The organism is Kitasatospora sp. NPDC057223 (genome assembly GCF_042669755.1).
In the GTDB taxonomy this organism is placed as follows: domain Bacteria; phylum Actinomycetota; class Actinomycetes; order Streptomycetales; family Streptomycetaceae; genus Kitasatospora.
Genome location: NZ_JBHUWW010000079.1, coordinates 1 through 22,136, shown reverse-complemented (window position 1 = coordinate 22,136; position 22,136 = coordinate 1). Strand labels below are relative to the sequence as shown.

Here is a 22,136-nt window from a genome sequence, read left to right as displayed (position 1 = left end):
CACACCGGGCGGACACCAACCGTAGCGCCCCACAAGCGGCCCGGTTCCACGCTCACGCGAATACAATCCGTCCGGGAAGCGGGACACGCTCCGGTCGCGTTCCCGCGTCCCCGCCGCGGCCCGGTTCCGGCCGGGCCGCCTTGCCTCGGGCCGGGCGGGCGGCTCCTGCGGCAGCGTCAGGTGTCCGCGGTCGGCGTCGGGCCGCCGGCGGGGCGGCGGCGGAGTTCTTCGTTCAGGCGCAGGGCCTCTTCGAGCTGGTCCTCGAGAATGACGATGCGGCAGGCGGCGTCGATGGCGGTGCCCTGGTCGACGGGTCGCGGGCCCGCATCGCGATGCGCAGCTGGTAGCGGGAGAAGCGGCGGTGGCCGCCCTCGGACCGCAGCGGTGTGATGAGGCCCTGTTCGCCGAGTGCGCGCAGGAAGCCGGCGGTGGTGTCGGTCATATCCGCAGCCCGGCCCCTCTTGTAGGCGGGATAGTCGTCGTCGAAAGAGTCGGATCCGGCGTTGGTGCCGGTGTTGGGGGTGGGGTGTGGGGTCGGATGGTGGCCGTGGTCACTTGCTCCTCTTCTGTGTGGGGTCGGGGACGCGTGGAGGGGCCCCGGTGCCGTTGCGGCTCCGGGGCCCCGAAGGGATACATCACCATCTGCAGGCCCCTCTCCGAACTGCTGACCGCCGGCCGCTCAGGATGTGAAGATTGCCCAGCGCCGGCTCTGCCGTCCGTGGCCCTCGTTTCGCCCGTTCCCGAGACGTGGTGGAGATGGCGACGACCGTCCCTCGGCCGCCACGACCGGAGAAGACGCTGGAAGGCTTCGAACGAGTACGTGCCGGTAGGCTCACCCCACAACGCCGACCCGCAACCCTGTGGTCGGGATGCTCCCCGCCGAGCGTAGGTAGCCCAAGGCCGCGGTCCCAGAACAGGCCCAGCCCCCAGGGAACGAGGACCGCCATGCGCCCCGAGCAGGACGCCCCGCATCCAACGGACTCCCATGACGTGGACCAAGCGTTGCAACATGCCCTGGACCGCCTCACTCTGCTGGCCAACGCCAACAACGCAGTTGCCAGCACCCTGGACGTGGAGACGGGACTGCGCCGCCTGTGCCGCACGCTGGTCCCCGCCCTGGCCGACTGGTGCGCGGTCGACCTCCTCGACGAACACGGCCGGCCGCGGCGGCTGGTGGTCGAGCACCGTGACCCCGGCCAACTGCCACCCGGCTTCTTCGAAGCACAACTGCCACCTGTCCGCGACGCCTCACCCGCCCCCCTGGCCCGGGCCCTGCGCGGCGCCGGCCCGTTGCTCATCACCGACTTCCCGCCCCCCGACCATGCCCGCGACCCGCTGCAGGCCGTCGAACTGGAACTCTTCGCCCGCCTGAGCGCCACCACCGCCGTCGTCGCACCGCTTACCGCCCGCCGCCGGGTGCTCGGCGCGATGACCCTGGTTCGCACCGGCGACGACGCCCCCCTGGACGAAGACAGCCTGGCGCTGATCGAGGATCTCGCCCACCGGGTGGCGCTCGCCGTGGACAGTGCCCAACTGCACGCCCAGGTCCAGCACACCGCCGAGCGCCTGCAACGCGCCCTGCTGCCCGAACTGCCCAACACCGGAGCACTGCAACTGGCCGCCCGCTACCAGCCCTCCCGTGCGACAGCCGAGATCGGCGGCGACTGGTACGACGCCTTCACCCTCCCCGAAGGCGCCACCACCCTGATCATCGGAGACGTCGCGGGACACGACATGCGGGCCGCAGTCACCATGAGCCAAATGCGCAACATGCTGCGCGGCATCGCCTGCGACCGCAAAGAGCCACCCGGCAAGATCCTGGCCCGTCTAGACGCGGCCAACGACATCCTCTACGCGAGCCAGACCCTGACCTGTATCTACGCACTGGTGGAGAAGCTGGAGCCGCATGACCCCTGGAAACTGCACTACGCCATCGCCGGTCACCCCGCTCCCCTGCTGATCACCCACGAGGGCGACACCCGCTTCCTCGACGACGGGCGCAGCCTGCTCCTCGGCGTCGACCCCACCCGCATTCGCCCGGACGCCACCGAACGGCTACCACCGCAGTCCACGGTGCTGCTGTACACCGACGGCCTGATCGAACGCCGCGGGGAAGACCTCGACCGTGGCATGGCGCGACTGCGGCAGCACGCGGCCGCGCTCGCCCGCGAACCCCTCGACGCTTTCTGCGACGAACTCCTCACCGGCCTTGCCGCGGAGAGTACCGACGACGTCGCCCTGCTCGCCGTGCGCATTCCGCCAGCGGGCACCGGCCCCGCCACGGCAACCGCCGAGTAGGAACGGCCAACTCCGCCTCGGCAGCGCAGCGACCGCAGCCGGCCGGCACCCGACGATCGTGAGGGTACATGGCCGGGTGGCTGCACATCGCGGTGCACGAGCCACTGATTCCGGGGCAGGTCCGGTGCGCCGCTCCGCTCGGGAGATCGAAGCGGCGGGCCCGCCAGGAGTCCCGCGCGTGAGTGACTCCGGACATGACTGTGGAGGGACTGCTTGCAAGCAGTCCCTCCCCCACAGTGCGGTCCCGGGGCCGGCGAGCAGACAGCGGCCCCGGGCGCAGCGTCAGGTGCCCGCCGCGGGCGTCTAACGGGCGGCGGGGCGGCGCAGTTGCTGGTTGAGGCGCTGGGCTTCCTCGAGTTGGTCCTCGAGGATGATGATGCGGCAGGCGGCGTCGACGGTCATGCCCTGGCCGGCGAGGTCACGGGCGCGCACCGCGGTCCGCAGTTGCCGGCGGGAGTAGCGGCGGTGGCCGCCCCCGGAGCGCTGCGGGGTGATGAGGCCGCTTTCACCGAGGGCCCGCAGGAAGCCGGCGCTGGTACCGGTCATCTCCGCGGCGCAGCCCACGGTGTAGGCGGGGTAGTCGTCGTCATCGAAGGAGTCGGAACCCGAGCCGGAGTCAGGGCCGAGGGTGTGGGTGTGGGGTCGGGTGGTCGTCGTGGTCACTCTGTCACCTCATCGACAGGTGGTGGCGAGGACACGGCGAGGGGCCCCGGGCCGTTGCGGCTCCGGGGCCCCGAAAGGGATACATCACCATCTGCCGGCCGACCGTCAGCCGGCTTTTTTCAGTTCCGCACTGCCCCGGGGGAAGGGGCCTGCGGGGATCGCGTATGCGTGACCGGAAACCACCGTCCTTCGTAACTGGGGGGTCTGCGGTGTCCGCCCGGACGAACATCCTCACGGGCCGGGCGATCCTGATGGCGCTCTGTCCCCTCCGATTTCCTCTGGGTGTACTGCGCTCTGACCGGAATCTCTACATCGGGTACTGCACACTGCTGGTACCGCACCTACGGGTACTGCCGGTCCTTCTCAACACGGGTACTGCAACTACAGGTACTGCTGAACTGCCAACTACCCAGTACTGCTGCGGCGACCCTCACGGGTCGCCCTCTTCCGGCAGCCAGCCCCGTCGCCCGTCATGCTCACCTGCTCGGCTTGGAACCCCACTGCACGGACCTCCCAGTACGCGCGCCCGCAGCCCGACGCCTTTACCGAGGTACCTCGCACTGCAACTGCCAACCAACTTCGCCCTACTGGTAGCACCTGCTCATTCACATTCATTCGCGGTACCGCTCGGTGGCGGCCCCTGATCACTGCGGGCCGCCAGCCCCGTCGCCGTCCTGCACCTGCACTGGCTCCGGAACTCTGCTGCCGCACCACCTGGTACTGCTTCACGCCGATGCGCCCGGCGTGTCCTGCTCACCCGCGAACCACGTACTGCCGCGGTACCGCTTCATGGTGGCCCCTGATCACTGCGGGCCACCCGGCCCGGCCGCCGGTCCCGTCGCCGAACTGCACCAACCTGGCTTCAGAACCCCACAACCGTGCCGACCTGCGAACTTCCATACTGCAACCCGCCAGTTCGTGTCTTGCGGGTACCGCTCGACTGCTTGCTACGAGAGAAACACTAACCACGACACCGCCCGATGTCTACTCCAGCCGACACAGATTTTTCGGCGTTCGAGAGGAAGGTAGTGTTCGCCCCGGCCCACGGAGTTCATGCGGCACCCGACCGGCGACACACCCGAGGAAGGATGCGCCCGCACGAGAACCGGGCCGCAGACACAACGACGGGAGACCACGATGGACGAGCCGGCACCTCCGCACCCGCCGCACGCCGACCCGTACCACCTGGTGGAGGCCATCACTGACGCCGTCCACGACGGCAACGACAGCGTCCTGCGGCGACTGCTCGCCCGCTTCGCCGAACAGGCCACCATCACCGACCTCTACACCCTGCGCGACGCACTCGACACCCGTCTGCGCCCCCGCTGGGGCCACGGTCGCGGGCTCCGCCGGTGACACACGACGGCCTCTGCCCGCTCCAGCACCTGATCGCCCAGGCCTGGCGCTGGAACCGCCCCGCCCCGCACCATCCACCATGCCCATCCGAACGCCTCGCCGACTGGTGGACGGCCCACAGACAGGAGACGCCAGACCCCGACAGGATGACTCGCCCCACCGGCCAGGCTCGCCCACCTGACCAGGCAAGGGGCGCCGGGCCGGTGGAGCCGAGTGCCGGCATGTCTGAGCGGCGTAACCGATTTCCAGTCCTGGGCCGGTCCGTCGACCCGGCGGGGTTGGGGGCAGGGCCGAAGGCACGTCCGGCCCAGGCGGTGCCGGGGTGCCGGGTTCCTGCCCAGCCCTGTACGGCGCCGCGCCGTGCGTCCGGGCGGCTCCTGAAGCTGTGTGCGGTCATACGCAGCCGTGAGGTGGGAGGCGAAGCCCGCGTGCTCGCAGCGGCCCCGGCCGGGCCTGAGGGTCCTGACCGCCTCTTGGACGAGCGCGGCGGGCCGCTGTCTTCCGGGTCAGACGACGGATCCTGGTCCTGGCTGCTGCCTGCCGCTCCGGGAGAGGCGCTACAGCTCCGGTGACCGACAGTGACCATGCTGGTCCACGCCGGCCGGAGCCTCAGGCCGGCCGCCGGTCCGGCGTGCCGTGGCCGACGGTGCGCCGCTCGTGGCCGACGATGCGGGTATGAGCAATCCCGAAGATCCGGCCGGCCCCGACTCCCGGTACCTGTCCGTCACGGCCGAGGCCTACGGCTGGACGGTGACGTGGTCGCCGGACGCCGTGCTCACCATGGCCGCGGGACCGGTGACGGCCCTGGCCACCTTCACCGCCGACGGCACCTTCCGCTCGGCCGGCACCCGGAGTCCCCACGGCGATGGCGAGGACCTCGACTTCCGTGGGCTGCTGGATCTCCTGGAGCGCCGGAGCAGCCCCCTGCCTCCCCCGGAAGGCTGACGGGTACCTGCTGGACCTGGCCGGCCCGGTCGGGTGAGTGGCCGGCTGTCCGTCGTGCCACCCGCCACGGCTGCCTGCACTGTTGGAGTACCAGGCGCAGGTCTGGCGGGTCTGCGCGGTGCGGGCCGGGAGGCGGAAGGCGGACCCCTTGGTGACCGGCATCGCACGCGAGGCGTTCGCGCGCCGCTTCCTGATGTGCCCGCCCTCCTACTTCGCGGTGGAGTACTCGATCAATCCGTGGATGGACCCGCACCGGCCCGTCGACCGAGCCCTGGCCGAGGGCCAGTGGGAGGCACTGCGCGCCACCCTGACAGGGCTCGGCCACCGCGTCGATCTCGTCGAGCCCGTCCCCGGCCTGCCGGACATGGTGTTCGCGGCCAACGGCGCCACCGTCATCGGGGACAGGGCCCTGATCGCCTCCTTCCGCCATACCCAGCGGGCACCCGAGGCGGCCGCCTACGAGAAGTGGTTCCGGGACCGCGGCTTCGCACAGGTCCCCGGTGCGGCGCACATGAACGAGGGCCAGGGTGACCACCTGGCCTTGGCCGGACTGATCCTGGCCGGCACCGGATTCCGCACGCAGCCCGCCAGCCTGCAGGAAACCGAGACGTACTTCGGCCGTCCCGTGGTCGCACTGGAGCTCGTCGACCCGCGCTTATACCACCTCGACACCGCCCTCGCCGTCCTGGACGACGAGCAGATCATGTACTGGCCGGGTGGGTTCTCCGCCCACAGCAGACACCGCCTGGCGACACTGTTCCCCTCCGCCGTACAAGTGCAGGAACGCGACGCCCAGCTGCTCGCCCTGAACGCCGTCAGCGACGGCCGGCACGTCCTCCTGCCGGTAGCGGCCACCGAGCTGGCCGAGCGACTGACGGGCCTGGGGTTCGAACCCGTGGGAGTGGACATGTCGGAGTACGCCAAAGCCGGCGGCGGCCCGAAATGCTGCGCCCTCGAACTGCTTCCGGGGACGCCCGCGCCGCCCGGGTGACGGCCAGTGCCGCGTGGGCTCCGAGCACGGTGCCCGGACTGCTCCATCCGGCGCGTCAGCCCGCCCTCAGGGGCGGTGAACGCGGCGCGGCATCCCACCGAGGCCTCAGATCCGTGCCGCGCGGCCCGAGACGGGCCAGACATAGGCCAGGTCGTCCGGCACGTCCGGGAAGCGGGGGCCGGTAGAAGTCCGGGCCCTTGCGGACGAGCGAGGACCGGTGGCTACGGTGGAACCCGGCCGCGCCGCCACGGCGGAAGCTCCCCCGCCGCGAGGGCCAGCTCCGCCTGGGAGCGCGGGGCCCGCAACAGCTCGGCCTGGCCGCCGGGGACCTGGCCGTCGAGCTTGGTGTACCCGAACAGCGAGGCGCCGCTGCCGTACTCACGGACCTGGGTCGTCTCGCACTGCGAGTGCAGTCCCTGCCCGTTGCCGGTGGCGGCGCCGACCGACTTCTTCACCGTGCCCTTGACTTCCTCCGCCTTGTGGGCGGCCTTCTTGCCGATACCCATGGCTGGTCTCCTTTTTCGTGTGTCGAGAGCGAGGGGCAGTGACCGCTCCTCAGCGGGAGTCGGGGCGACGCGCGAGCGGATGAGATCCGTGGGGCCCATCGGGCTCCTGCGAATCGCCCAGAGCTGGGTCACTGTCGCTCTTCGGGGGCAGCGGGAGACGGCGGGCGCCGGCCGTCTCCTCGTGCGCGCTGCCCTGGCCGCGCATCAGCTCGTCCCGCTGGCGGGCGACCTCGTCGCGCTGCGCGGCCAGGTCGTCCCGGCACTCGGCGGCGGCCGCCGTCTCACGGCGGGAGTCACGCAGTCCGCTACGCGCGACCCTGCCACGACGAGAGGCGCGGAGCGCCCCGGTCAGCAGCAGGCCGAGTCCCAGCATGCCCGCCGCGCCGACGATGATGCCGAAGAGAGGAAGAGCGTGCCCGTGGAGCCGGTCACGTGGTGCCCGAACACCGAGAACGCGTTCGTGAGCTCGTGCGCGGCGCCCGTGTTGGTGACGATTCCCGCGACCGGGACGACGGCCGCTACCACCAGGACGAGAAGTCCGAGAAGAACAAGGATCATGACGCGCTCCCAAAGGTATTACGTCAAGGTCTACGTCGTATGCCTACAGTCAACTCCCGATGTAGACTTATTTCTACACCGTAGGTCTACGAACTTTAAGTTCGTCGACAGTGGCCCCGAGCGACAGGAGGGACGGCCATGGTCCAGCCCCCGGCCGACCGGGTCGTCCAGGAACCCAGGCAGCACACGAACGGGAAGCTCAACCGCGCCCGGATGCTCGCCTGCGCTCTGGAGATCATCGACCGCGAGGGCATCGAGAAACTGTCCATGCGCCGCCTGGCCCGCGCGCTGGAGTACGACCCGATGAGCCTCTACCGCTACGCGGCCAACAAAGCCGCCCTGCTCGACGGCATCGCCGAGACCGTCCTCAGCCGCCTCACCGTCGACTCCGCCGACCCCGACTGGGCCGCCCAGCTGCGCGCCGTCGCCCGCGACTACCGCCGCCTCGCCCTCACCCACCCCAACGTCGTACCGCTCCTGGTCACCCGCCCCCTCGCGACACCGCTGGCCCTGCGCCCCCGGGGCACCCTGCGACCGCTCGAAGCCATCCTCACCCTGCTCACCCGCGCCGGCTTCAGCAGCGCCGAGGCCCTGCACATCTACCGCGCCCTCTTCGGGCTCCTCCACGGCCACGTACTCAACGAACTCCAGGAACTCGTCGACAACCCCGACGAGACTGACGACCTGCTACGCCTGGGTCTGCACCGGCTGCCGATCGGCGAATTCCCCCTCCTTCGCGGCCTCGCCTCCACCCTCGCCACCTACGACGGCGCCGCCGAACTCGAACGCGGCCTCGACATCCTCCTCACCGGCCTCACCACCACCCTCGTCCCGCACCCGTAGCGGACGCTCGTGCACGCGGGCACTGCCGAAAACGGCTCCCCTGTCCAAAACGGGCACAGCGCTTCGAAATCCGAGAAAGAACGGAGAGGCTTCACCTCCCACAAGGGAGAACCACATCAAGGGGGGGAACACACACGGAGGTCACCGTGATCATCCTCGGAGTCATTCTCCTCGTGATCGGATTCCTCGCCAGCATTTCCATCCTGTGGACCATCGGCATCGCCCTGGTCGTCATCGGCCTCATCCTGTGGATCATGGGCGCCGTCGGGCACGAGGTCGGCGGCCGCCGCCACTACTACTGAAAACCGTCCCGTTAATACCAGCTCAGGAGGTCCGGGACCGGCGGTCCACTGTTCTTCTGACGGCTCATCCCGCGAGAGCGACATCGTGGAGTCGGGCGACGCCGAGTGTGACGTGCTCGACTCCGTGCCCTGGAGAAGTCATGGGGCCGGGCCTGCCACCGCGAACCACCCTCGGCCCGGCTCCGGGGCGAGGGCCCGGGACGGGGCGGGGCGGACCGGCAGTCGGAGGCGGGCTGGACCGAGGGCGGCCGGACCCGGGCAGCGGACGGCGCCAGCACCCGGGCGCGCACCACCTCGGCGAGCACCAGGCCGTGCCGGAGCATCCCGGGTGGAGCGGCGGCCAGGCAGCGCCACCGCACCGGAGCGGGTGCAGGACGAAACCGCTCAGATACTTCATATCGTCATCCTGACGACACGGTGTGGTCGGCGAGTATCGGCCCGCTCGGGTTGCCTCGGGGGCCGAGCGGTCGCAATCCCTGGGGTTGGGGGCGTGGGGATGCCGATCTTCAGACTCGTACCCGCCGCCGTGCACCGTGCAGGGCCTGCACGGTTTGGGCCCATCTGGCATGGCCGCCCGGCGGCTCGGGTGAGGTGTCAGGGCAGGGGGATGCCGCCGGTGGCGTTGACGATCTCAGCGGTGATGTAACCGGCTTCCTGCGAAGCGAGGAAGACGTAGGCGGGTGCCATCTCGCAGGGCTGGGCGGCCCGTCCCAGGGGTGACTGCCTGCCGAACGCGGCGACCTTGTCAGCGGGCATGGTGGCCGGGATGAGGGGTGTCCACACCGGTCCCGGCGCGACCGCGTTGACCCGGATACCGTCCGGCGCGAGCTGCTGGGCCAGGCCCTGGGTGAAGGTGACGATCGCCCCCTTGGTGGTGGCGTAGTCGAGCAGGTGCGGACTCGGTTTGTACCCCTGGACGGAAGCGGTGTTGATGATCGACGATCCGGGCCGCAGGTGCGGGAGCGCCGCCTTGCAGAGCCAGAACATCGCGTACAGGTTCGTCTTCACAACCCGGTCGAACTGCTCGGTGTCGATCGCGGCCAGCCCTTCGGGCTAGGACATCTGGTAGGCGGCGTTGTTCACCAGGATGTCGAGGCCGCCCAGCTCGTCGACGGTCCGTCCGACCAGAGCGGCACAGAAGCCTTCGTCCCGTACGTCGCCGGGCACGGGGAGCGCCCGTCGGCCGGCCGCTTCCACCAGACGTACCGTCTCCTGGGCGTCCGGTTCCTCATCGGGGAGGTAGCAGAACGCGACATCGGCTCCCTCCCTCGCGTACGCAAGTGCCACGGCCCGTCCGATGCCGGAATCGCCGCCGGTGATCAGTGCCCGCCGGCCTTCGAGCCGACCGGCGCCCCGGTACATCCGCTCGCCGTAATCGGGTTCCGGGTCCATCCGCTCACTCGACCCCGGGTAGGGCTGCTCCTGTTCCCCGAACTCGGGCCCGGGGTGCTGCTCGGTCGGGTCCTGCGGGGTGAACTGGTCCTGGGTCACGGCCTCACTCCATCCTGCTGCTGGTGCGAAGGGCCGGCCGCCGGACGTCGCGGCCGGCTTCTGCTCGTCCCTCGTGCGGTGGCGGGGTGCCGCCCGGCCCGGCCCTGCGCCCGTCCGCCGCCGCCGCCGTAAGGACATTGGCTGGCGTGCGCAGGGCCGGGCGGTCGCGGTCAGTTCACGGCGGCGGGGAACCGCTCCCAGACGCGGTGCGAGGCGAGGAGGCCGGTGAGTTCTGTGATGACCGCGTCGGTGTCCTCGGCGGCGATCACGCCGGGAGCGGCGGGGTCGGCGCCGGCTGCGGTGAGGACGGCTTCCGTACCGGGGAGTGCCGCGATCGGCTTCGCGTGGCGGTAGGCCTCGTTCGTGAGCAGGGCCACGCGGGAGTCGACCTGGCTCGCGGGGCCCGCGACGCCGGATTTGGCATCACGGGCGCCGTGTTCGTCGGCTGCCGGGAGGAGGGGGCCGGCGATGACGAGTGCGTCGTACTCCACGGAGCGGGTGGCGGCGAAGGTCCGCTGCACGGGCAGGTCGTCGGCGAGGGGTACACCGGTGGGAGCGATGAGCAGCGGGAGGAGGCCGGCCCGGCGGGCCGCGTCGCGTACCTGGCGGACGGCGTCGAGGTCACTGGACGGGTCGGCGACGATGCCGATGACCCGGCCGGTGGTGGGCCAGGTGTGGCCGAGCTGGGAGAGGGCGGGGCTGGGCTGCGGGTCGGCGAGCTGCTCGGAACGCTGCGGTGCGGGCAGGCCCAGGCCCTGGGCGACCTGGGCGCACAGGTAGGTGTCGATGTTGGCGAGCACCTGGAGGGTGCGCTCCTTGATCGCCTGCTCGAAGCACTTGCTCAGTTCGAAGGTGTACGCGGCGATGACGTGCTCGCGCTCCACCGGCGTGAGGCTGAGCCAGAACAGCCGGGGCTGGCTGTAGTGGTCGGCGAAGGAGGCCGGTGCTTCGCGGACCTTGGCCGAGGCGGCGACCGGGGTGGGGTGCTCGATGAAGGCGTGGTCGCCGGCGCCTGCGAAGAAGGGGCAGCCCCCGTCGAGGGAGTTCGGCTTGTAGGGGGCGACGCCGGAGTGGACGGCGTCCTGGTGGAAGCCGTCGCGGAGCATGTCGTTGACCGGCGCGTGGGTGCGGTTGATCGGGATCTGCGCGAAGTTCGGGCCGCCGAGCCGGGTGATCTGGGTGTCGAGGTAGGAGAAGAGCCGGCCGGCGAGCAGCGGGTCGTCGGTGACGTCGACGCCGGGGACGAGGTGTCCCGGGTGGAAGGCGACCTGCTCGGTCTCGGCGAAGTAGTTGGTGGGGTTGGCGTTGAGGGTGAGCAGGCCGATCGGCTGCACGGGGGCGAGCTCCTCGGGGACGATCTTCGTCGGGTCGAGGAGGTCAATACCGCGGAAGGTCTGCTCGGGAGTGTCGGGGAACGTCTGGATGCCGAGCTCCCACTGCGGGAAGTTCCCCGCCTCGATGGCGTCCGCGAGGTCGCGGCGGTGGAAGTCGGGGTCCATGCCGTTGATCAGCTGGGCCTCCTCCCAGACGAGGGAGTGGACACCCGCCTTCGGCTTCCAGTGGAACTTGACCAGGGTGGAAGCACCGTCGGCGTTGACCAGGCGGAAGGTGTGGATGCCGAAGCCCTCCATCATCCGGAAGGAGCGCGGGATGCCGCGGTCGGACATGTTCCAGATGGTGTGGTGGGTGGCCTCGGTGTGCAGGGAGACGAAGTCCCAGAAGGTGTCGTGGGCGCTCTGGGCCTGCGGGATCTCGCGGTCGGGGTGCGGCTTGCCGGCGTGGATGACGTCGGGGAACTTGATGGCGTCCTGGATGAAGAACACCGGGATGTTGTTGCCGACCAGGTCGAAGACACCCTCGTTGGTGTAGAACTTCGTCGCGAAGCCCCGGGTGTCGCGCACCGTGTCGGCCGATCCCCGCGAACCCAGGACGGTCGAGAAGCGGACGAACACCGGCGTCTCGACGCCCTCGGCGAGGAACGCCGCCCTGGTCACCCCGGCGGCAGTCCCGTAGCCCTGGAACACGCCGTGGGCCGCGGCGCCGCGCGCGTGAACGACCCGCTCCGGGATCCGCTCGTGGTCGAAGTGGGTGATCTTCTCCCGCAGGTGGTGGTCCTGCAGCAGCACCGGCCCGCGCGGGCCGGCCTTCAACGAGTGGTCCGAGTCCGGCAGCCGCGCACCCTGCGCGGTCGTCAGGAACCCACCGCTCTGCGCCCGCACCTCGCCGGCCGCACCAGCTCCCCGCCCGGTGGCCGACAGCGGCGCTGGTGCCCGCTGGTCGGGCTTCGGCGCCAGCGGCGCCCTCGGCTCAGTCGGCTCGGCCAGCGACGGCGGTCCGACCGACGGTGCTCCGGGCACCTGCACTTCCGGGTGGCCGTCCTCGCTCACGGCGTCGACGACGGCATCGACGATCTTCTGCACGGGACCGGGCTTGTCCATCCGCTGTTCCTCCTGGAATCGGGTGTCCGCAGGCCGACCGCGCGGCCCGGAGGGCCTGCAACGACATCGGCATACGAACGACTATCCCCATCGCGGCACCTCAATCAGCTGCGGTTCACCCGCTCGTGGGTTCACCCACCGTTACGGGACCTGCGCACCGTGGGCCAGGAACCGGGCTGCCGGGATGCCGCTCGGGATGCCTGGATGTCGGCCGCCGGCTGTACGCCATCACCTCACCCGCCTTCACCGACCAGGGTGCGAGGCCGCCCGGCCTGCCGCAGGCTCAATACCGGGGGCCGAGGCCGCGGGGCAGGCAGCCCGCGCTGACACCTCCGGCTCCGGCCACCCCTAAGAACCATCCCAGAGGAGAAACCGTGATCGTCAAGAAGCTCCACGACTCCGGCATCCGCAGCGAACACGCCTACACCGCCGCCTTCGCCTCCATCGGCCTGTCCGTCCTCACCTGGGCCACCTCACTGAAAGTCGAGAAGGGCCAGGACCTGGAACGCGCCGACCGCTGGGGCATCTACGTCGGCGAATGGGCGCCCACCTTCTTCGGCCTCGGCCTCGCCCTCGCGAACTACGAGAAGAACCTGTAACCATGGCAGGCAGACACCGGTCCGACCGCCCGGACCCGGCCACCACTCCCCGGACCGACCACAGCACCGAAGCCGCCCACCACGGCCGCTGGCAGCCCTGGTTCACCGCAGCCCACCAACTGCGCGACACCCTGCACCGCCTCACCCACCGCCGCTGACGAACAGCACGGGAACCGCAACGACCGACGCCGGCTGCCGCGAGACACCCGGGCCGCCCAGACCGCAGCCGCGATTCTCCGGGTCCCGGGCCCCGGCCGTCGTAGGCCACCAGTCGCAGAAGCAAGCACGAGCCGCATACACGGGCGACGCGGACGCGGCCCGGAAGCGGACCAGGCCCGATGCCGGGGCGGCCCCAAGTGTGCCGGACAGGGGGCGTTGAGGCGCACGGACGCAGCGTGTCGCGGCGGGGTAGGTTCCAGGCACCGGAGGGCAGAGGATGCGCGAGACCGGCGCATGTGAGCAGGGCAGGTGAGCACGACGATGCAGGACTAGGAGCGAGCGATCTCGCGGACCCGAAATCGCGCCTCTGGCGCTCGCCTACTTTTTCGGCCCCGCCCAGCCCAGTCGGCTGGAGCAATCGCGCAACCCGTGAGCGGCCCTTCCCGGGCCCGGAGAATGCTTCCCATCGTCCGCGGAGACCAGCCGGCGTGGCCTGCGGCACTTCGGCGACCACGCGCCCGTCCAGGCGGGGCAGCTATGTTCGTGGGGAAGGCTCGCAGATAAACCCGTCGGCCCGGCCGCGGGCAGGTCGTTCAACCACGTGGAGTCGCAGAACGCCCGCAGCCGCCAGGTCCGGCGGCAGCGCCGGACGGCGCGCTGCTCTTGGCGTGGGCACCAAGCCGGCGGCCCTCACAGGAGGCGGCCGGCCGACCACGGTTACTGCTCGACGAGCAGGGCTGCGCGCAGGTCCTTCAGGACGCGGCTGAGGATCCGGGAGATGTGCATCTGCGACAGCCCGAGACGCTCGCCGATCTGCGACTGGGTCATCTCGGCGCCGAAGCGCATGGAGAGGATCGCGCGCTCGCGCTTGGGGAGGGCGGCGATGAGGGGCTTGAGGCTCTCCAGGTGCAGGACGGCGTCGAAGCCCTTCTCCTCCACCGCGAACCGCTCGGCGAGACTGGCGCCCGAGTCCTCGTCGTCGCAGGAGGACATGTCCAGTGAGTGCGCGCTGTACGCCTCCGCTGCCTTGAGGCCCTCGACGACGTCGCGCTCGTCCATCGACAGGTGCCGCGCGAGCTCCCGGGGCGTGGGCACACGGTCCAGGGTCAGCTGGAGGTCGTCGGAGGCCTTGGCCAGGGTGAGGCGCAGTTCCTGCATCCGGCGCGGAACGTGGACCATCCAGGAGGTGTCGCGGAAGAAGCGCTTGATCTCGCCGGTGATGGTGGGCAGCGCGAAGGTGTTGAACTCGTACTCCATGGTGGGGTCGAAGCGGTCGATGGCCTTGATCAGGCCGACCGTGCCGACCTGGAGGATGTCCTCCATCGGCTCACTGCGGTGGGAGAAGCGCCGCGCGGCGAACTTCACGAGCATCATGTTCAGCTCGATCAAGGTGCCGCGGACGTAGGAGTACTCCCGGGTGCCCTCCTCCAGCTGACGCAGCCGCAGGAAGAGGTCCCTGGACAAGGCACGGGCGTCCGACGCCGCGACCTCGGACGGGTCGCCTACCGCGGGCAGAGCCGGGGCAGCGGGGAGAGCCTCCTCGGCGCGGTGCTCGGCGGGGACGGCGGTCGGTACAAGGTCCTGGAGGACGGTCATGAGGATCACTCTCCCTGCTCGACTGTGGGGTGCTCAGCGGCGCGCGCCACCGGGTTACCCGGCCGCCCGGAAATTATGCACGCCGGTTCTGTCAAAGTGACCGGCCATGAGTCTTCCGGCATCGGGGCCTCTTCTCCAGGCCTGTTTGCAGGCCTGCCGCGGAAGTCGGCCGTCGTGCGGTGCCGGGGCGGTCCATGGGTTCGGCGCTGGTCGCGTCACCGGTTGAGGATGGCGACCGCGTTGCCCAGCAGGTTGTCGATGACGGGGGCGAAGCCGGTGGAGGCGAGCAGGAACCCGAAGACGACGGCAACGCAGGCCGCGAAGCCGGTCGCCTGCCGATTGCGGACGAGCACGCCCAGGACCACGCCGAAGAACAGCACCGCGGACACGGTAAAGGTCACCGGGCATCTCCCTTAGGACAGTACGGAACCCCGGGGCCGGCCGGCAGGCCCGGCGGATGGGCCTGCCGGCTGGCGCGTCCGGCACGGGTGGGGCCGGTGTCAGGCCGCCATGAGGTCGGGTGCGAGGTCGACTGCGGGCGCAGGTGCGGTCACAGCGGTGAGGGCGATGTCCGCCGGGCCCGGGCCAGCCACGCTCAACTCAGCGGGCAGCGGACGCTCCAGCCAGCGCACCAGCTGACGGCCCGACGCCGTGGTGGGCGGCCGCAGCCGGCCGGCCACCGCCTCCTCCACCTGACGGGCCTGCGGACCCCGCAGCACGGCGGTGACCGCGCGGCGCCCGCCCGGCAGCGTCACGAGCGCGGCGGGCGCACCGCCGGGGCGGTTCAACAGCCCGACCAGCAGGCCATGCTGCGTCCTGCCGGTGGCGTTCTCCGCGCCGGAACCTGCCGAGCGGCGCTGAGCCGTTCCGGGCTCGGTGAGTGGTGTCCGCCGCTGGGTGGTGGTGCCGGTGGTCATCTCCACTCCTCGAAAGCCGTCGATGTCGGGAAGAAGGAGGGGCCCGATCGGCGCCGGTGGGGCTGCGGTGCCGCGCGGGCGGTGGCGGACGGAAGTCAGGCGTTGATCACCTCGCGCGGGGCCCGCACGGCGGCGGGGGTGCCGCTCTGGGTAGGGCCGGTGATCTCGATCCTGCGGGGCTTGGCCTTCTCCGTCACCGGGATCCGCACCGTGAGCACGCCCTGGTCGTAGTCGGCCTCGATGCGCTCCGTGTCCAGGGCGTCGCCCAGGAACACCTGCCGGGTGAACGTCCCCAGCGTGCGCTCGTCAGCCAGCACCTGCGCGCCCTGCGGCAGAGCGCCCTGGCGCTGCGCGCGGACACTCAGCACGTTGCGCTCCACGTCCAGGTCGATCGACTCCCGGTCGACGCCCGGCAGGTCCAGACGCAGGACAAAGCTCTGGCCGTCGCGGAAGGCGGTCAGCGGCATGCCGACCGGCTTCGCCGGGGTCCCGAGCAGCTGCTGCGCGAGACGGTCGAAGTCGCGGAAGGGGTCGGTACGCATCAGCACGGTGATTCAGCTCCTCACAATCGCAGCGGAACGAGCATCCGGCAGCAGCGGCAGCGGCAGCGGCAGCGGCAGCGGCAGGACAGACACTGCCACGCCAGTTAGTCTGCCGGGCTCATCGACAAGAAAGTTATAGCGCTGACACAGGTTCATTGACAAGTAGGGACTCAACTTCGGGTGTTGCCTGACGCGCGACTGACCGGGACCGGCGCTGGGGGTGCTCCGCCAGTCACGGCTGGGCGGATCGGAGGTTGGGCCGCGCCAGCGGCGCGGAGTCGCGCGCGGTGGTCCGGACCGGGCTACGGGCGCGGTCAGGCACCCGTGGTCTGGTCGGTGATCATGCGGACAAGCCCTTCGCGGCCGCTGCGGCGCAGTTCGCGTAGCTGACGCGCCGCCCCGTTGCCTTCGTGCAGGATTCGCTCCAGCACGGGCGTGATGTGCCGCGCGTCCTTCCCGGCCGCGGAGGCGGTGAACCCCTGGAGGGCCGCTGCCGCGTCCCCCGCTGCGCGCGGCTCACCGTGGAGCGGGTCGAACACCTCGCCGGTGCAGCCGTGCCGTGCGCCGTACCACACGGCCGCGTCCAGCGTCTCGGGCCGGATCGCGGGCACCGGACGCCCGGCGGCCGCGTCGCCGAGCAGGCGGGTGGCGAGGGCGCGGACCGTGCCGGCGAGCATCACCGCCTCGTCCGGGCGCAGTTGCACGTCCATCGCGCGGATCTCGATGGTGGGGAAGCGCTCGGACAGCCGGATGTGCCAGTAGATCTGGCCGGTGTCGGGGATCAAGCGGTTCTCCACCAGGGCCCGCGTCCGGTGGTCGTAGTCGTCGGCGCCCTCGAAGGAGGGTGGCGGCCCGCTGACGGGCCAGCGATCGAAGACCAGCGTGCGCCAACTGGCGAAGCCGGTGTCGGTGCCCTGCGACAACGGGGAGTTCGCGGCCAGCGCCACCAGCAGCGGGAGCCAGGGTCGAAGCCCGTTCAGCAGCGTGATGCCGGTCGCACGGTCGGGGATGCCGAGGTGGACGTGCATGCCGCAGATCAGCTGTTCGTCGGTGAGCCGGGGAGCGTCACTGTGCATGGCCCGGTAGCGCAGGGTGTCCGTCACAGGCACGGGGAGGCGGTCGGTGAACGGCGCGCTGGCACATGCGGCGAGCAGGCAGCCGTTCTGGGCCGCGGCCTGGCCCAGGGCGTGGCGCATCCGCAGGAGGTGTCCGCCGACCTCCTCCAGCTCATGGCAGACCGGCGTCGCGATTTCCAGCTGTGCCTGGAGGAGTTCGCGTTGGACCTCGCCCTGGTCCATCGCCGACTGGAGGTCCGCTGCTCGGCGCACCTGCGCCGCCCGGGCAACGGGCATACCGGTCGCCGGGTCGAGTAGGAGGTACTCCTCCTCCACGCCGAGGGTGAGCATGCCTCGGGCCTACCCTCCAGAAGACGGCTTCACGCCCGCAGCGCATGTCATCGTGACTAAAGGGAGCGGGGTTACCGGGTGTGCGTGCTCGTCACTCATCGCTTTCGCTCGCTCCCCGCACGCCAGGTGGCCCCGGGCGTGCCTGGAGCCGGTGAACCGCCGGCCCCGGGCACCGGTGATTGATTCATCGCTGGCGTCGCGGGCAGGCGACCGGTATGGCACCACTGCACCACCGCAAGCAGACGACCGGAGGCCAGGAGCGCACCGACGGGCCCGGGCCGAGTCGGCAGGTCGAGGCAGCAGCCCCGGACGCCCTCGGGGACCTGCCCCGGCGCTCCTGGTGGGCGGTACTACGACGCACCGGCGAGGAGTTCCTGGAGGACGAGCTGCCCGACCGGGCCGCCGCCCTCACCTACTACAGCGTTCTGGCGATCTTCCCCGCCCTGCTCGTCCTGGTCTCCATACTGGGTGTGATCGGGCGGTCCGCGACCGACGGGGTGCTGGACAACCTGCAGAGCCTCGCACCCGGCGCCGCCCGGGACATCCTGCGCAACGCCGTCCACCAGCTGCAGAACAACGGCGGCACCAGCACCATCCTGATGATCGTGGGCCTCGCGGGCGCTCTCTGGTCGGCCTCGGGCTACGTCGCGGCCTTCATCCGCTCCTCCAACGCGGTCTACGACATCCGCGAAGGTCGCCCCCTCTGGAAGACCACCCCGCTGCGCCTGGGGCTGACGCTGCTGCTGATGGTGCTGCTGGCGGCGAGCGCGGTGATCGTCGTGTTCACCGGCCCGCTCGCGGACCGCGTCGGCCGGGCGCTGGGCGTGGGCAGCACCGCGCTGACGGCGTGGTCGATCGCCAAGTGGCCGGTCCTGGTGATCCTCGTCGCGCTGATGATCGCCCTGCTGTACTGGGCCGCACCCAACGTGCGCGACCGCGGGTTCCGCTGGATCTCCCCCGGCAGCCTGCTCGCCGTCGCCCTCTGGATGGCGGCCTCCGCGGGATTCGCCCTGTACGTCGCGAACTTCGCCTCCTACAACAAGACCTACGGCACCCTCGCCGGAGTCATCGTCTTCCTCGTCTGGCTGTGGATCTCCAATCTCGCCATCCTCCTCGGCCTGGAGTTCGACGCCGAACTCTCCCGCGAACGCGCCACCGAAGGTGGCCTGCCCAAGGGGGAGGAGCCGTACGTCCGGCCCCGCGACACCCGGACGTGGCCGGACGACGAACAACCCTGACCCCGGCACACGCCCGCCCCGGGCAACCGGTGCGGAGCGAACGGCGGTCGGCGAACGTCAGGATCAGGGCCCGCACCACCGTGAGCAGACGGCCCGGGCGTCGGCCTGGACGGGCACCTCGAGGGGCGGATCGAAAAACGGGCGGTTCAGCGGACCACGGCCAGGACTCATGACGGCCGCTATTCCAGTCCGACGACTATGAGACGTCGGTCGGCCCGGTGCGCTTAAGCGGCCGAGGGAAAGAGGGCCTGTGCCCCGGTGAGTGCGAGGAGGTCGGTGACGTTGGCCGACACCGCGCCGAGGCGTAGTTGGGTACCTGCCTGGGCGGCTTCGTTGCGGGCGTGGATGAGGGCGGTGAGGCCGGAGGAATCGCAGAAGGTGAGGTGTGCGAGGTCCAGGTCCACGGTAGGCGGGGCCGGTACGGAGTTGAGGACGGCGGTGATGGCGGCGCGCATCCGGGGGGCGGTGTCGTAGTCGAGTTGGCCGGCCGCCTCGATGACGGGGCCCGCGGCGGTGGCGCGGGTGGCGAGGCTGAGCACGGGGGTAGGTGTGGGTGTGGTCATCCTCGGGATCCTTCCGGTCGGGGCCGCGTACGGTGGACGGGACAAACGTAGGGCAAGTGGGGCCTGTCCTGGACAGCAGGGCCCTTCCGAGGGGGCGGGCACGCGGTGGGAGTATGTGCGCTCCGGGTAGTGAAGCCCACAGGGCATGCGGGGTGTGATGTCAAGGAGGAAAGCGTGGACAGTAGCGCCGGCAGTGTGGTCCGGGCGCCGCTCTACGCGGCGTTCGACGGCGGACCGGGCTCCTGTGTGCGGGCCCGAGAGAGCGCCGCCCTCTTCCTCAACACCCTCGCCGCGCAGACCCCCGCCCGCGAGGCCGGCGCAGCGGACCAGGTGCTGCTGGTCGTCTCGGAGCTCGTCACCAACTCGGTGCGCCACGCTCCCGGACCTTTCGTCCTCATCCTGCGCGCCCAGCCCGACGGTGTCCGGATCAGTGTGCGCGACACCAGTGAAGTGCTGCCCACGCCCCGCACACCTGACCTGGTGAACGGCGGCGGCTTCGGCTGGCCCGCCATCATCCAGTGCCTCGCCACCGACATCGACGTCGTCACCCACCCGGGCGGCAAGGAGATCCACGCCGTCCTGCCCTGGTAGCAGCCTTACGGTCAGCGGCCGCCCGGCCGCGGACATCGATGGCGCGCTGTGCCGTGCAATGGGCGAGTCGGATACCGCCAGCACCGGCTGGCCGGCCCGCGACCCAAGTCAGGCGGGCGGGCCGGAGTCGTCCGGGCCCACGTCCAGATGGTCGATGAGCAGGTGCAGGGCGCCGGTGAGCACCATAAGGCCGTCCATCTGCGCACTCGCGGCCACCAGTCCCACCGGGTGCCCCGCCGCCCTCACCGCCTCACAGGCCGCGACCAGCGCGGCCACACCCTGTAGGTCGCCCTCCCTCACGCCGCTCAAGTCCAATGCCAGCCCGCCCGGGCACGCCCGGGCCGCCGCCAGCAGCGCCTGCCGCATCTCCCGGGCACACTGCCCGTCCAGAACCCCGGCAACCAGCACACCTGTCACCCGGCGCCCTGGCGCCAACCGCAGCGACAGCACCCCGCCTGCCGTCCGCACCCCCCAACCCACCCACCACCACCGGACGCCCCCGATCGCCTTCCGAACTCATCGGTTCTCCTCACATCCCGCTGTCACCCAGCCTGCCCCCGACCCGCCAGTCACAGCGTCCTTCAACGGGCCTCGGCCCTGCCCGCCGACGACGGTCATCCCTGCGGCAGCGAACTCCCGAGGACTGAGTGGTTCACCCGGGCAAGGGAAGCGGCGGCCGGGCGCCGTGCTCACCCGTATCGGCACCTGAGCGCCCCCGCCGGTGGGTGCTCATGACCGCATGTTTGGGAATCCCGCCGCGGTGCAGACGAGTGTCGACAGCGGCTTGGTTCAACGAAGTAGGAGAAGCCATGGGCATCATCGCCTGGATCCTGATCGGACTGTTCGCGGGTCTCATCGCGAAGATGCTGATGCCGGGCAAGGACCCGGGAGGCATCATCGTCACGATCCTCATCGGCATCGCAGGCGGCCTCCTGGGCGGCTGGCTCGGCAAGGTGATCTTCGGCGTCGACTCCATCGACGGCTTCTTCCACGTCTCCACCTGGATAGCCGCCATCATTGGCTCGGTCATCCTCCTCGCCGTCTACCGACTCGTCACCGGCAACAAGCACCACCACCGCCACGCCTAAGCGACCCCAAGCACGAGCACCAGCACCAGCACGGACACGGCTCCCCCTCCCCGAGGGCGGAGCCGTTCCGCTGCCCGCCCCCGCAGATGCCGATCGCGCATCCGCCCTTCACCACCGCAACGGGACGGCGCTCACGGACCGCTGTACTGCCGGCCGGGCCGCCAGTCTCGGTTGTGGCGGCCGTCAAGGCGGTGTACCCGTGCGGCGGGCTGCGGATGTATGGGCAGCCACAAAGATGTCGACGACCAGGATGACGGAACGCCGTCACCGACCAGATGGGATCCCGGTCGCACGAGCTGCGATCGGATCCGGGCAGGCGGAACGCACTCCGGGAGGACTGGGCAGGCTGGCAGGGCCAGAGGTGCATAAAACCGACGGCCGAACCGTAATGCCCCGATCAATCGTGCGATCGCGTGACCGCGCCGCCTGCACTGCACTGCACCGCCCCGCCAACGGGATCTCCGGCGAGACATCGCCGCGCGACGCGGGTCAGTGCGTCTCGCGGCGCTGCTTCATCTCGGCCTCGGCGATGTGGCCCCGGCCGCCGGCCAGCTCGCCGCGGACGAGCCGTTCCGCCTCGGCGAAGCGCCGGTAGTACCCCTCGTCGTACGCCTCGACGATCTGGAACGTCCACATGCCCGGCAGCACATCCGCACCCTGGACCTCACGCTCCACCAGATCGGCCTGCTCGGCGTGCCCGGCTTCCCGCAGCGCCAGGACAGCCCGGCCGACCACCTTGTCCGCGCCACCCGTCAGCTGGTGGAAGTCGTAAAGCCGACCCCGCGCCCGCTGCGTCGTCTCCAGCGCCTCGGACAGCAGACCCAGCGCCTCAACCGTGGCATCGTCCACTCCCCCGGGGCGCACGTGCCGCTCGCCGTTCTCATCACCGATCACCCTGGTCCATCCCTCCAACCGGCCTCACCCACCGCGGACACGTTCCCGCCTGCGGCCGCAACCAAGCCTCCCGAACCGGCCCTGGACCGTTCGAGGTACCGGCCGCCGAAGCGTGCGGCGGGAACTGTGACGCCGCTGCGCCGCCATAAACC

General features: G+C 70.8%; 23 protein-coding genes and 4 pseudogenes. 11 read left to right on the top strand and 16 right to left on the bottom strand.

Features of this window, described 5'->3' with window-relative positions:
* Window positions 1–176: 176 nt before the first annotated feature.
* A pseudogene (locus tag ACFUK0_RS25170) lies at window positions 177–484 on the bottom strand (MerR family transcriptional regulator); the annotation flags it as partial.
* A gap of 518 nt (window positions 485–1,002) precedes the next feature.
* On the opposite strand from ACFUK0_RS25170, the gene ACFUK0_RS25165 reads away from it, so the two are divergent.
* Entirely contained in the window at window positions 1,003–2,298 is a 1,296-nt protein-coding gene (locus tag ACFUK0_RS25165) for a PP2C family protein-serine/threonine phosphatase (protein WP_380253920.1), read from the top strand.
* A gap of 303 nt (window positions 2,299–2,601) precedes the next feature.
* Here ACFUK0_RS25165 and ACFUK0_RS25160 read toward each other — a convergent pair whose 3' ends face one another.
* A complete protein-coding gene (locus tag ACFUK0_RS25160) occupies window positions 2,602–2,961 on the bottom strand; it encodes a MerR family transcriptional regulator (protein WP_380253918.1) in 360 nt (119 codons plus the stop codon).
* 1,137 nt (window positions 2,962–4,098) lie between these two features.
* On the opposite strand from ACFUK0_RS25160, the gene ACFUK0_RS25155 reads away from it, so the two are divergent.
* The 3 genes from ACFUK0_RS25155 (at window position 4,099) to ddaH (ending at window position 6,253) form a co-directional block, all read left to right on the top strand.
* Window positions 4,099–4,317 carry a hypothetical protein gene (locus tag ACFUK0_RS25155; RefSeq protein WP_380253916.1) on the top strand — a complete coding sequence of 73 codons (219 nt, stop codon included), beginning with the start codon at window positions 4,099–4,101 and terminating at the stop codon, window positions 4,315–4,317.
* Between the two features lie 675 nt (window positions 4,318–4,992).
* Window positions 4,993–5,262: a hypothetical protein gene (locus ACFUK0_RS25150; protein ID WP_380253914.1), complete on the top strand. Its 270-nt coding sequence runs from the start codon at window positions 4,993–4,995 to the stop codon at window positions 5,260–5,262.
* Between the two features lie 151 nt (window positions 5,263–5,413).
* Entirely contained in the window at window positions 5,414–6,253 is an 840-nt protein-coding gene (ddaH, locus tag ACFUK0_RS25145) for a dimethylargininase (protein WP_380253912.1), read from the top strand.
* Between the two features lie 105 nt (window positions 6,254–6,358).
* Here ddaH and ACFUK0_RS25140 read toward each other — a convergent pair.
* From ACFUK0_RS25140 to ACFUK0_RS25125, 4 genes and pseudogenes are all read right to left on the bottom strand, one after another.
* A pseudogene (locus ACFUK0_RS25140) lies at window positions 6,359–6,546 on the bottom strand (cytoplasmic protein); the annotation flags it as partial.
* Window positions 6,547–6,675 (bottom strand): annotated as a pseudogene (locus ACFUK0_RS25135) (glutathione-dependent formaldehyde dehydrogenase); the annotation flags it as partial.
* A gap of 133 nt (window positions 6,676–6,808) precedes the next feature.
* Window positions 6,809–7,132 carry a hypothetical protein gene (locus ACFUK0_RS25130; RefSeq protein ID WP_380253910.1) on the bottom strand — a complete coding sequence of 108 codons (324 nt, stop codon included), beginning with the start codon at window positions 7,130–7,132 and terminating at the stop codon, window positions 6,809–6,811.
* Entirely contained in the window at window positions 7,108–7,317 is a 210-nt protein-coding gene (locus tag ACFUK0_RS25125; RefSeq protein ID WP_380253908.1) for a hypothetical protein, read from the bottom strand. Before ACFUK0_RS25125 ends, ACFUK0_RS25130 begins: the two co-directional genes overlap by 25 nt.
* A gap of 138 nt (window positions 7,318–7,455) precedes the next feature.
* On the opposite strand from ACFUK0_RS25125, the gene ACFUK0_RS25120 reads away from it, so the two are divergent.
* Both ACFUK0_RS25120 and ACFUK0_RS25115 read left to right on the top strand, forming a co-directional pair.
* Window positions 7,456–8,160 (top strand): TetR/AcrR family transcriptional regulator, encoded by a 705-nt coding sequence (locus tag ACFUK0_RS25120; RefSeq protein ID WP_380253906.1) that lies wholly within the window; start codon window positions 7,456–7,458, stop codon window positions 8,158–8,160.
* Between the two features lie 146 nt (window positions 8,161–8,306).
* On the top strand, window positions 8,307–8,462 hold the full coding sequence (locus ACFUK0_RS25115) for a DUF6131 family protein (protein WP_380253904.1): 156 nt from the start codon (window positions 8,307–8,309) through the stop codon (window positions 8,460–8,462).
* 594 nt (window positions 8,463–9,056) lie between these two features.
* On the opposite strand, the pseudogene ACFUK0_RS25110 reads toward ACFUK0_RS25115, so the two are convergent.
* Window positions 9,057–9,953, bottom strand: a pseudogene (locus ACFUK0_RS25110) (SDR family oxidoreductase).
* 170 nt (window positions 9,954–10,123) lie between these two features.
* Window positions 10,124–12,391, bottom strand: a complete 2,268-nt coding sequence (locus ACFUK0_RS25105) for a catalase (RefSeq protein WP_380253902.1) — start codon at window positions 12,389–12,391, stop codon at window positions 10,124–10,126.
* Between the two features lie 374 nt (window positions 12,392–12,765).
* Here ACFUK0_RS25105 and ACFUK0_RS25100 point away from each other — a divergent pair, with 374 nt between their 5' ends.
* On the top strand, window positions 12,766–12,990 hold the full coding sequence (locus ACFUK0_RS25100; protein WP_380253900.1) for a hypothetical protein: 225 nt from the start codon (window positions 12,766–12,768) through the stop codon (window positions 12,988–12,990).
* A gap of 2 nt (window positions 12,991–12,992) precedes the next feature.
* The gene (locus ACFUK0_RS25095) at window positions 12,993–13,148 is read left to right on the top strand and encodes a hypothetical protein (protein WP_380253898.1); all 156 of its coding nucleotides are present in this window, start codon (window positions 12,993–12,995) and stop codon (window positions 13,146–13,148) included.
* A gap of 718 nt (window positions 13,149–13,866) precedes the next feature.
* On the opposite strand, the gene ACFUK0_RS25090 is transcribed toward ACFUK0_RS25095, so the two are convergent.
* The 5 genes from ACFUK0_RS25090 to ACFUK0_RS25070 form a co-directional block, all read right to left on the bottom strand.
* A complete protein-coding gene (locus ACFUK0_RS25090) occupies window positions 13,867–14,745 on the bottom strand; it encodes a SigB/SigF/SigG family RNA polymerase sigma factor (RefSeq protein ID WP_380253896.1) in 879 nt (292 codons plus the stop codon).
* A 215-nt stretch (window positions 14,746–14,960) separates the two neighbouring features.
* Window positions 14,961–15,146 (bottom strand): hypothetical protein, encoded by a 186-nt coding sequence (locus ACFUK0_RS25085; RefSeq protein ID WP_380253894.1) that lies wholly within the window; start codon window positions 15,144–15,146, stop codon window positions 14,961–14,963.
* A 99-nt stretch (window positions 15,147–15,245) separates the two neighbouring features.
* Entirely contained in the window at window positions 15,246–15,662 is a 417-nt protein-coding gene (locus tag ACFUK0_RS25080; RefSeq protein WP_380253892.1) for a hypothetical protein, read from the bottom strand.
* A 95-nt stretch (window positions 15,663–15,757) separates the two neighbouring features.
* On the bottom strand, window positions 15,758–16,210 hold the full coding sequence (locus tag ACFUK0_RS25075) for an Hsp20/alpha crystallin family protein (RefSeq protein WP_380253890.1): 453 nt from the start codon (window positions 16,208–16,210) through the stop codon (window positions 15,758–15,760).
* A gap of 308 nt (window positions 16,211–16,518) precedes the next feature.
* Window positions 16,519–17,610, bottom strand: a complete 1,092-nt coding sequence (locus ACFUK0_RS25070; protein WP_380253888.1) for a glutamate--cysteine ligase — start codon at window positions 17,608–17,610, stop codon at window positions 16,519–16,521.
* A 215-nt stretch (window positions 17,611–17,825) separates the two neighbouring features.
* On the opposite strand from ACFUK0_RS25070, the gene ACFUK0_RS25065 reads away from it, so the two are divergent.
* Window positions 17,826–18,848 (top strand): YihY/virulence factor BrkB family protein, encoded by a 1,023-nt coding sequence (locus tag ACFUK0_RS25065; protein ID WP_380253886.1) that lies wholly within the window; start codon window positions 17,826–17,828, stop codon window positions 18,846–18,848.
* Between the two features lie 224 nt (window positions 18,849–19,072).
* Here the strand turns inward: ACFUK0_RS25065 and ACFUK0_RS25060 are convergent, their stop codons facing one another.
* The gene (locus ACFUK0_RS25060; protein WP_380253884.1) at window positions 19,073–19,411 is read right to left on the bottom strand and encodes an STAS domain-containing protein; all 339 of its coding nucleotides are present in this window, start codon (window positions 19,409–19,411) and stop codon (window positions 19,073–19,075) included.
* A 174-nt stretch (window positions 19,412–19,585) separates the two neighbouring features.
* Here ACFUK0_RS25060 and ACFUK0_RS25055 point away from each other — a divergent pair, with 174 nt between their 5' ends.
* Window positions 19,586–20,002: an ATP-binding protein gene (locus tag ACFUK0_RS25055; protein WP_380253882.1), complete on the top strand. Its 417-nt coding sequence runs from the start codon at window positions 19,586–19,588 to the stop codon at window positions 20,000–20,002.
* 108 nt (window positions 20,003–20,110) lie between these two features.
* Here the strand turns inward: ACFUK0_RS25055 and ACFUK0_RS25050 are convergent, their stop codons facing one another.
* Window positions 20,111–20,410, bottom strand: a complete 300-nt coding sequence (locus ACFUK0_RS25050) for an STAS domain-containing protein (RefSeq protein ID WP_380253950.1) — start codon at window positions 20,408–20,410, stop codon at window positions 20,111–20,113.
* A 401-nt stretch (window positions 20,411–20,811) separates the two neighbouring features.
* Between ACFUK0_RS25050 and ACFUK0_RS25045 the strand changes: the two genes are divergently transcribed.
* Window positions 20,812–21,090 (top strand): GlsB/YeaQ/YmgE family stress response membrane protein, encoded by a 279-nt coding sequence (locus ACFUK0_RS25045; RefSeq protein ID WP_380253880.1) that lies wholly within the window; start codon window positions 20,812–20,814, stop codon window positions 21,088–21,090.
* Window positions 21,091–21,579: 489 nt separating this feature from the next.
* Here the strand turns inward: ACFUK0_RS25045 and ACFUK0_RS25040 are convergent, their stop codons facing one another.
* Window positions 21,580–21,984, bottom strand: coding sequence for a hypothetical protein (locus tag ACFUK0_RS25040; RefSeq protein WP_380253878.1), 405 nt, complete (start codon window positions 21,982–21,984; stop codon window positions 21,580–21,582).
* Between the last annotated feature and the right edge of the window lie 152 nt (window positions 21,985–22,136).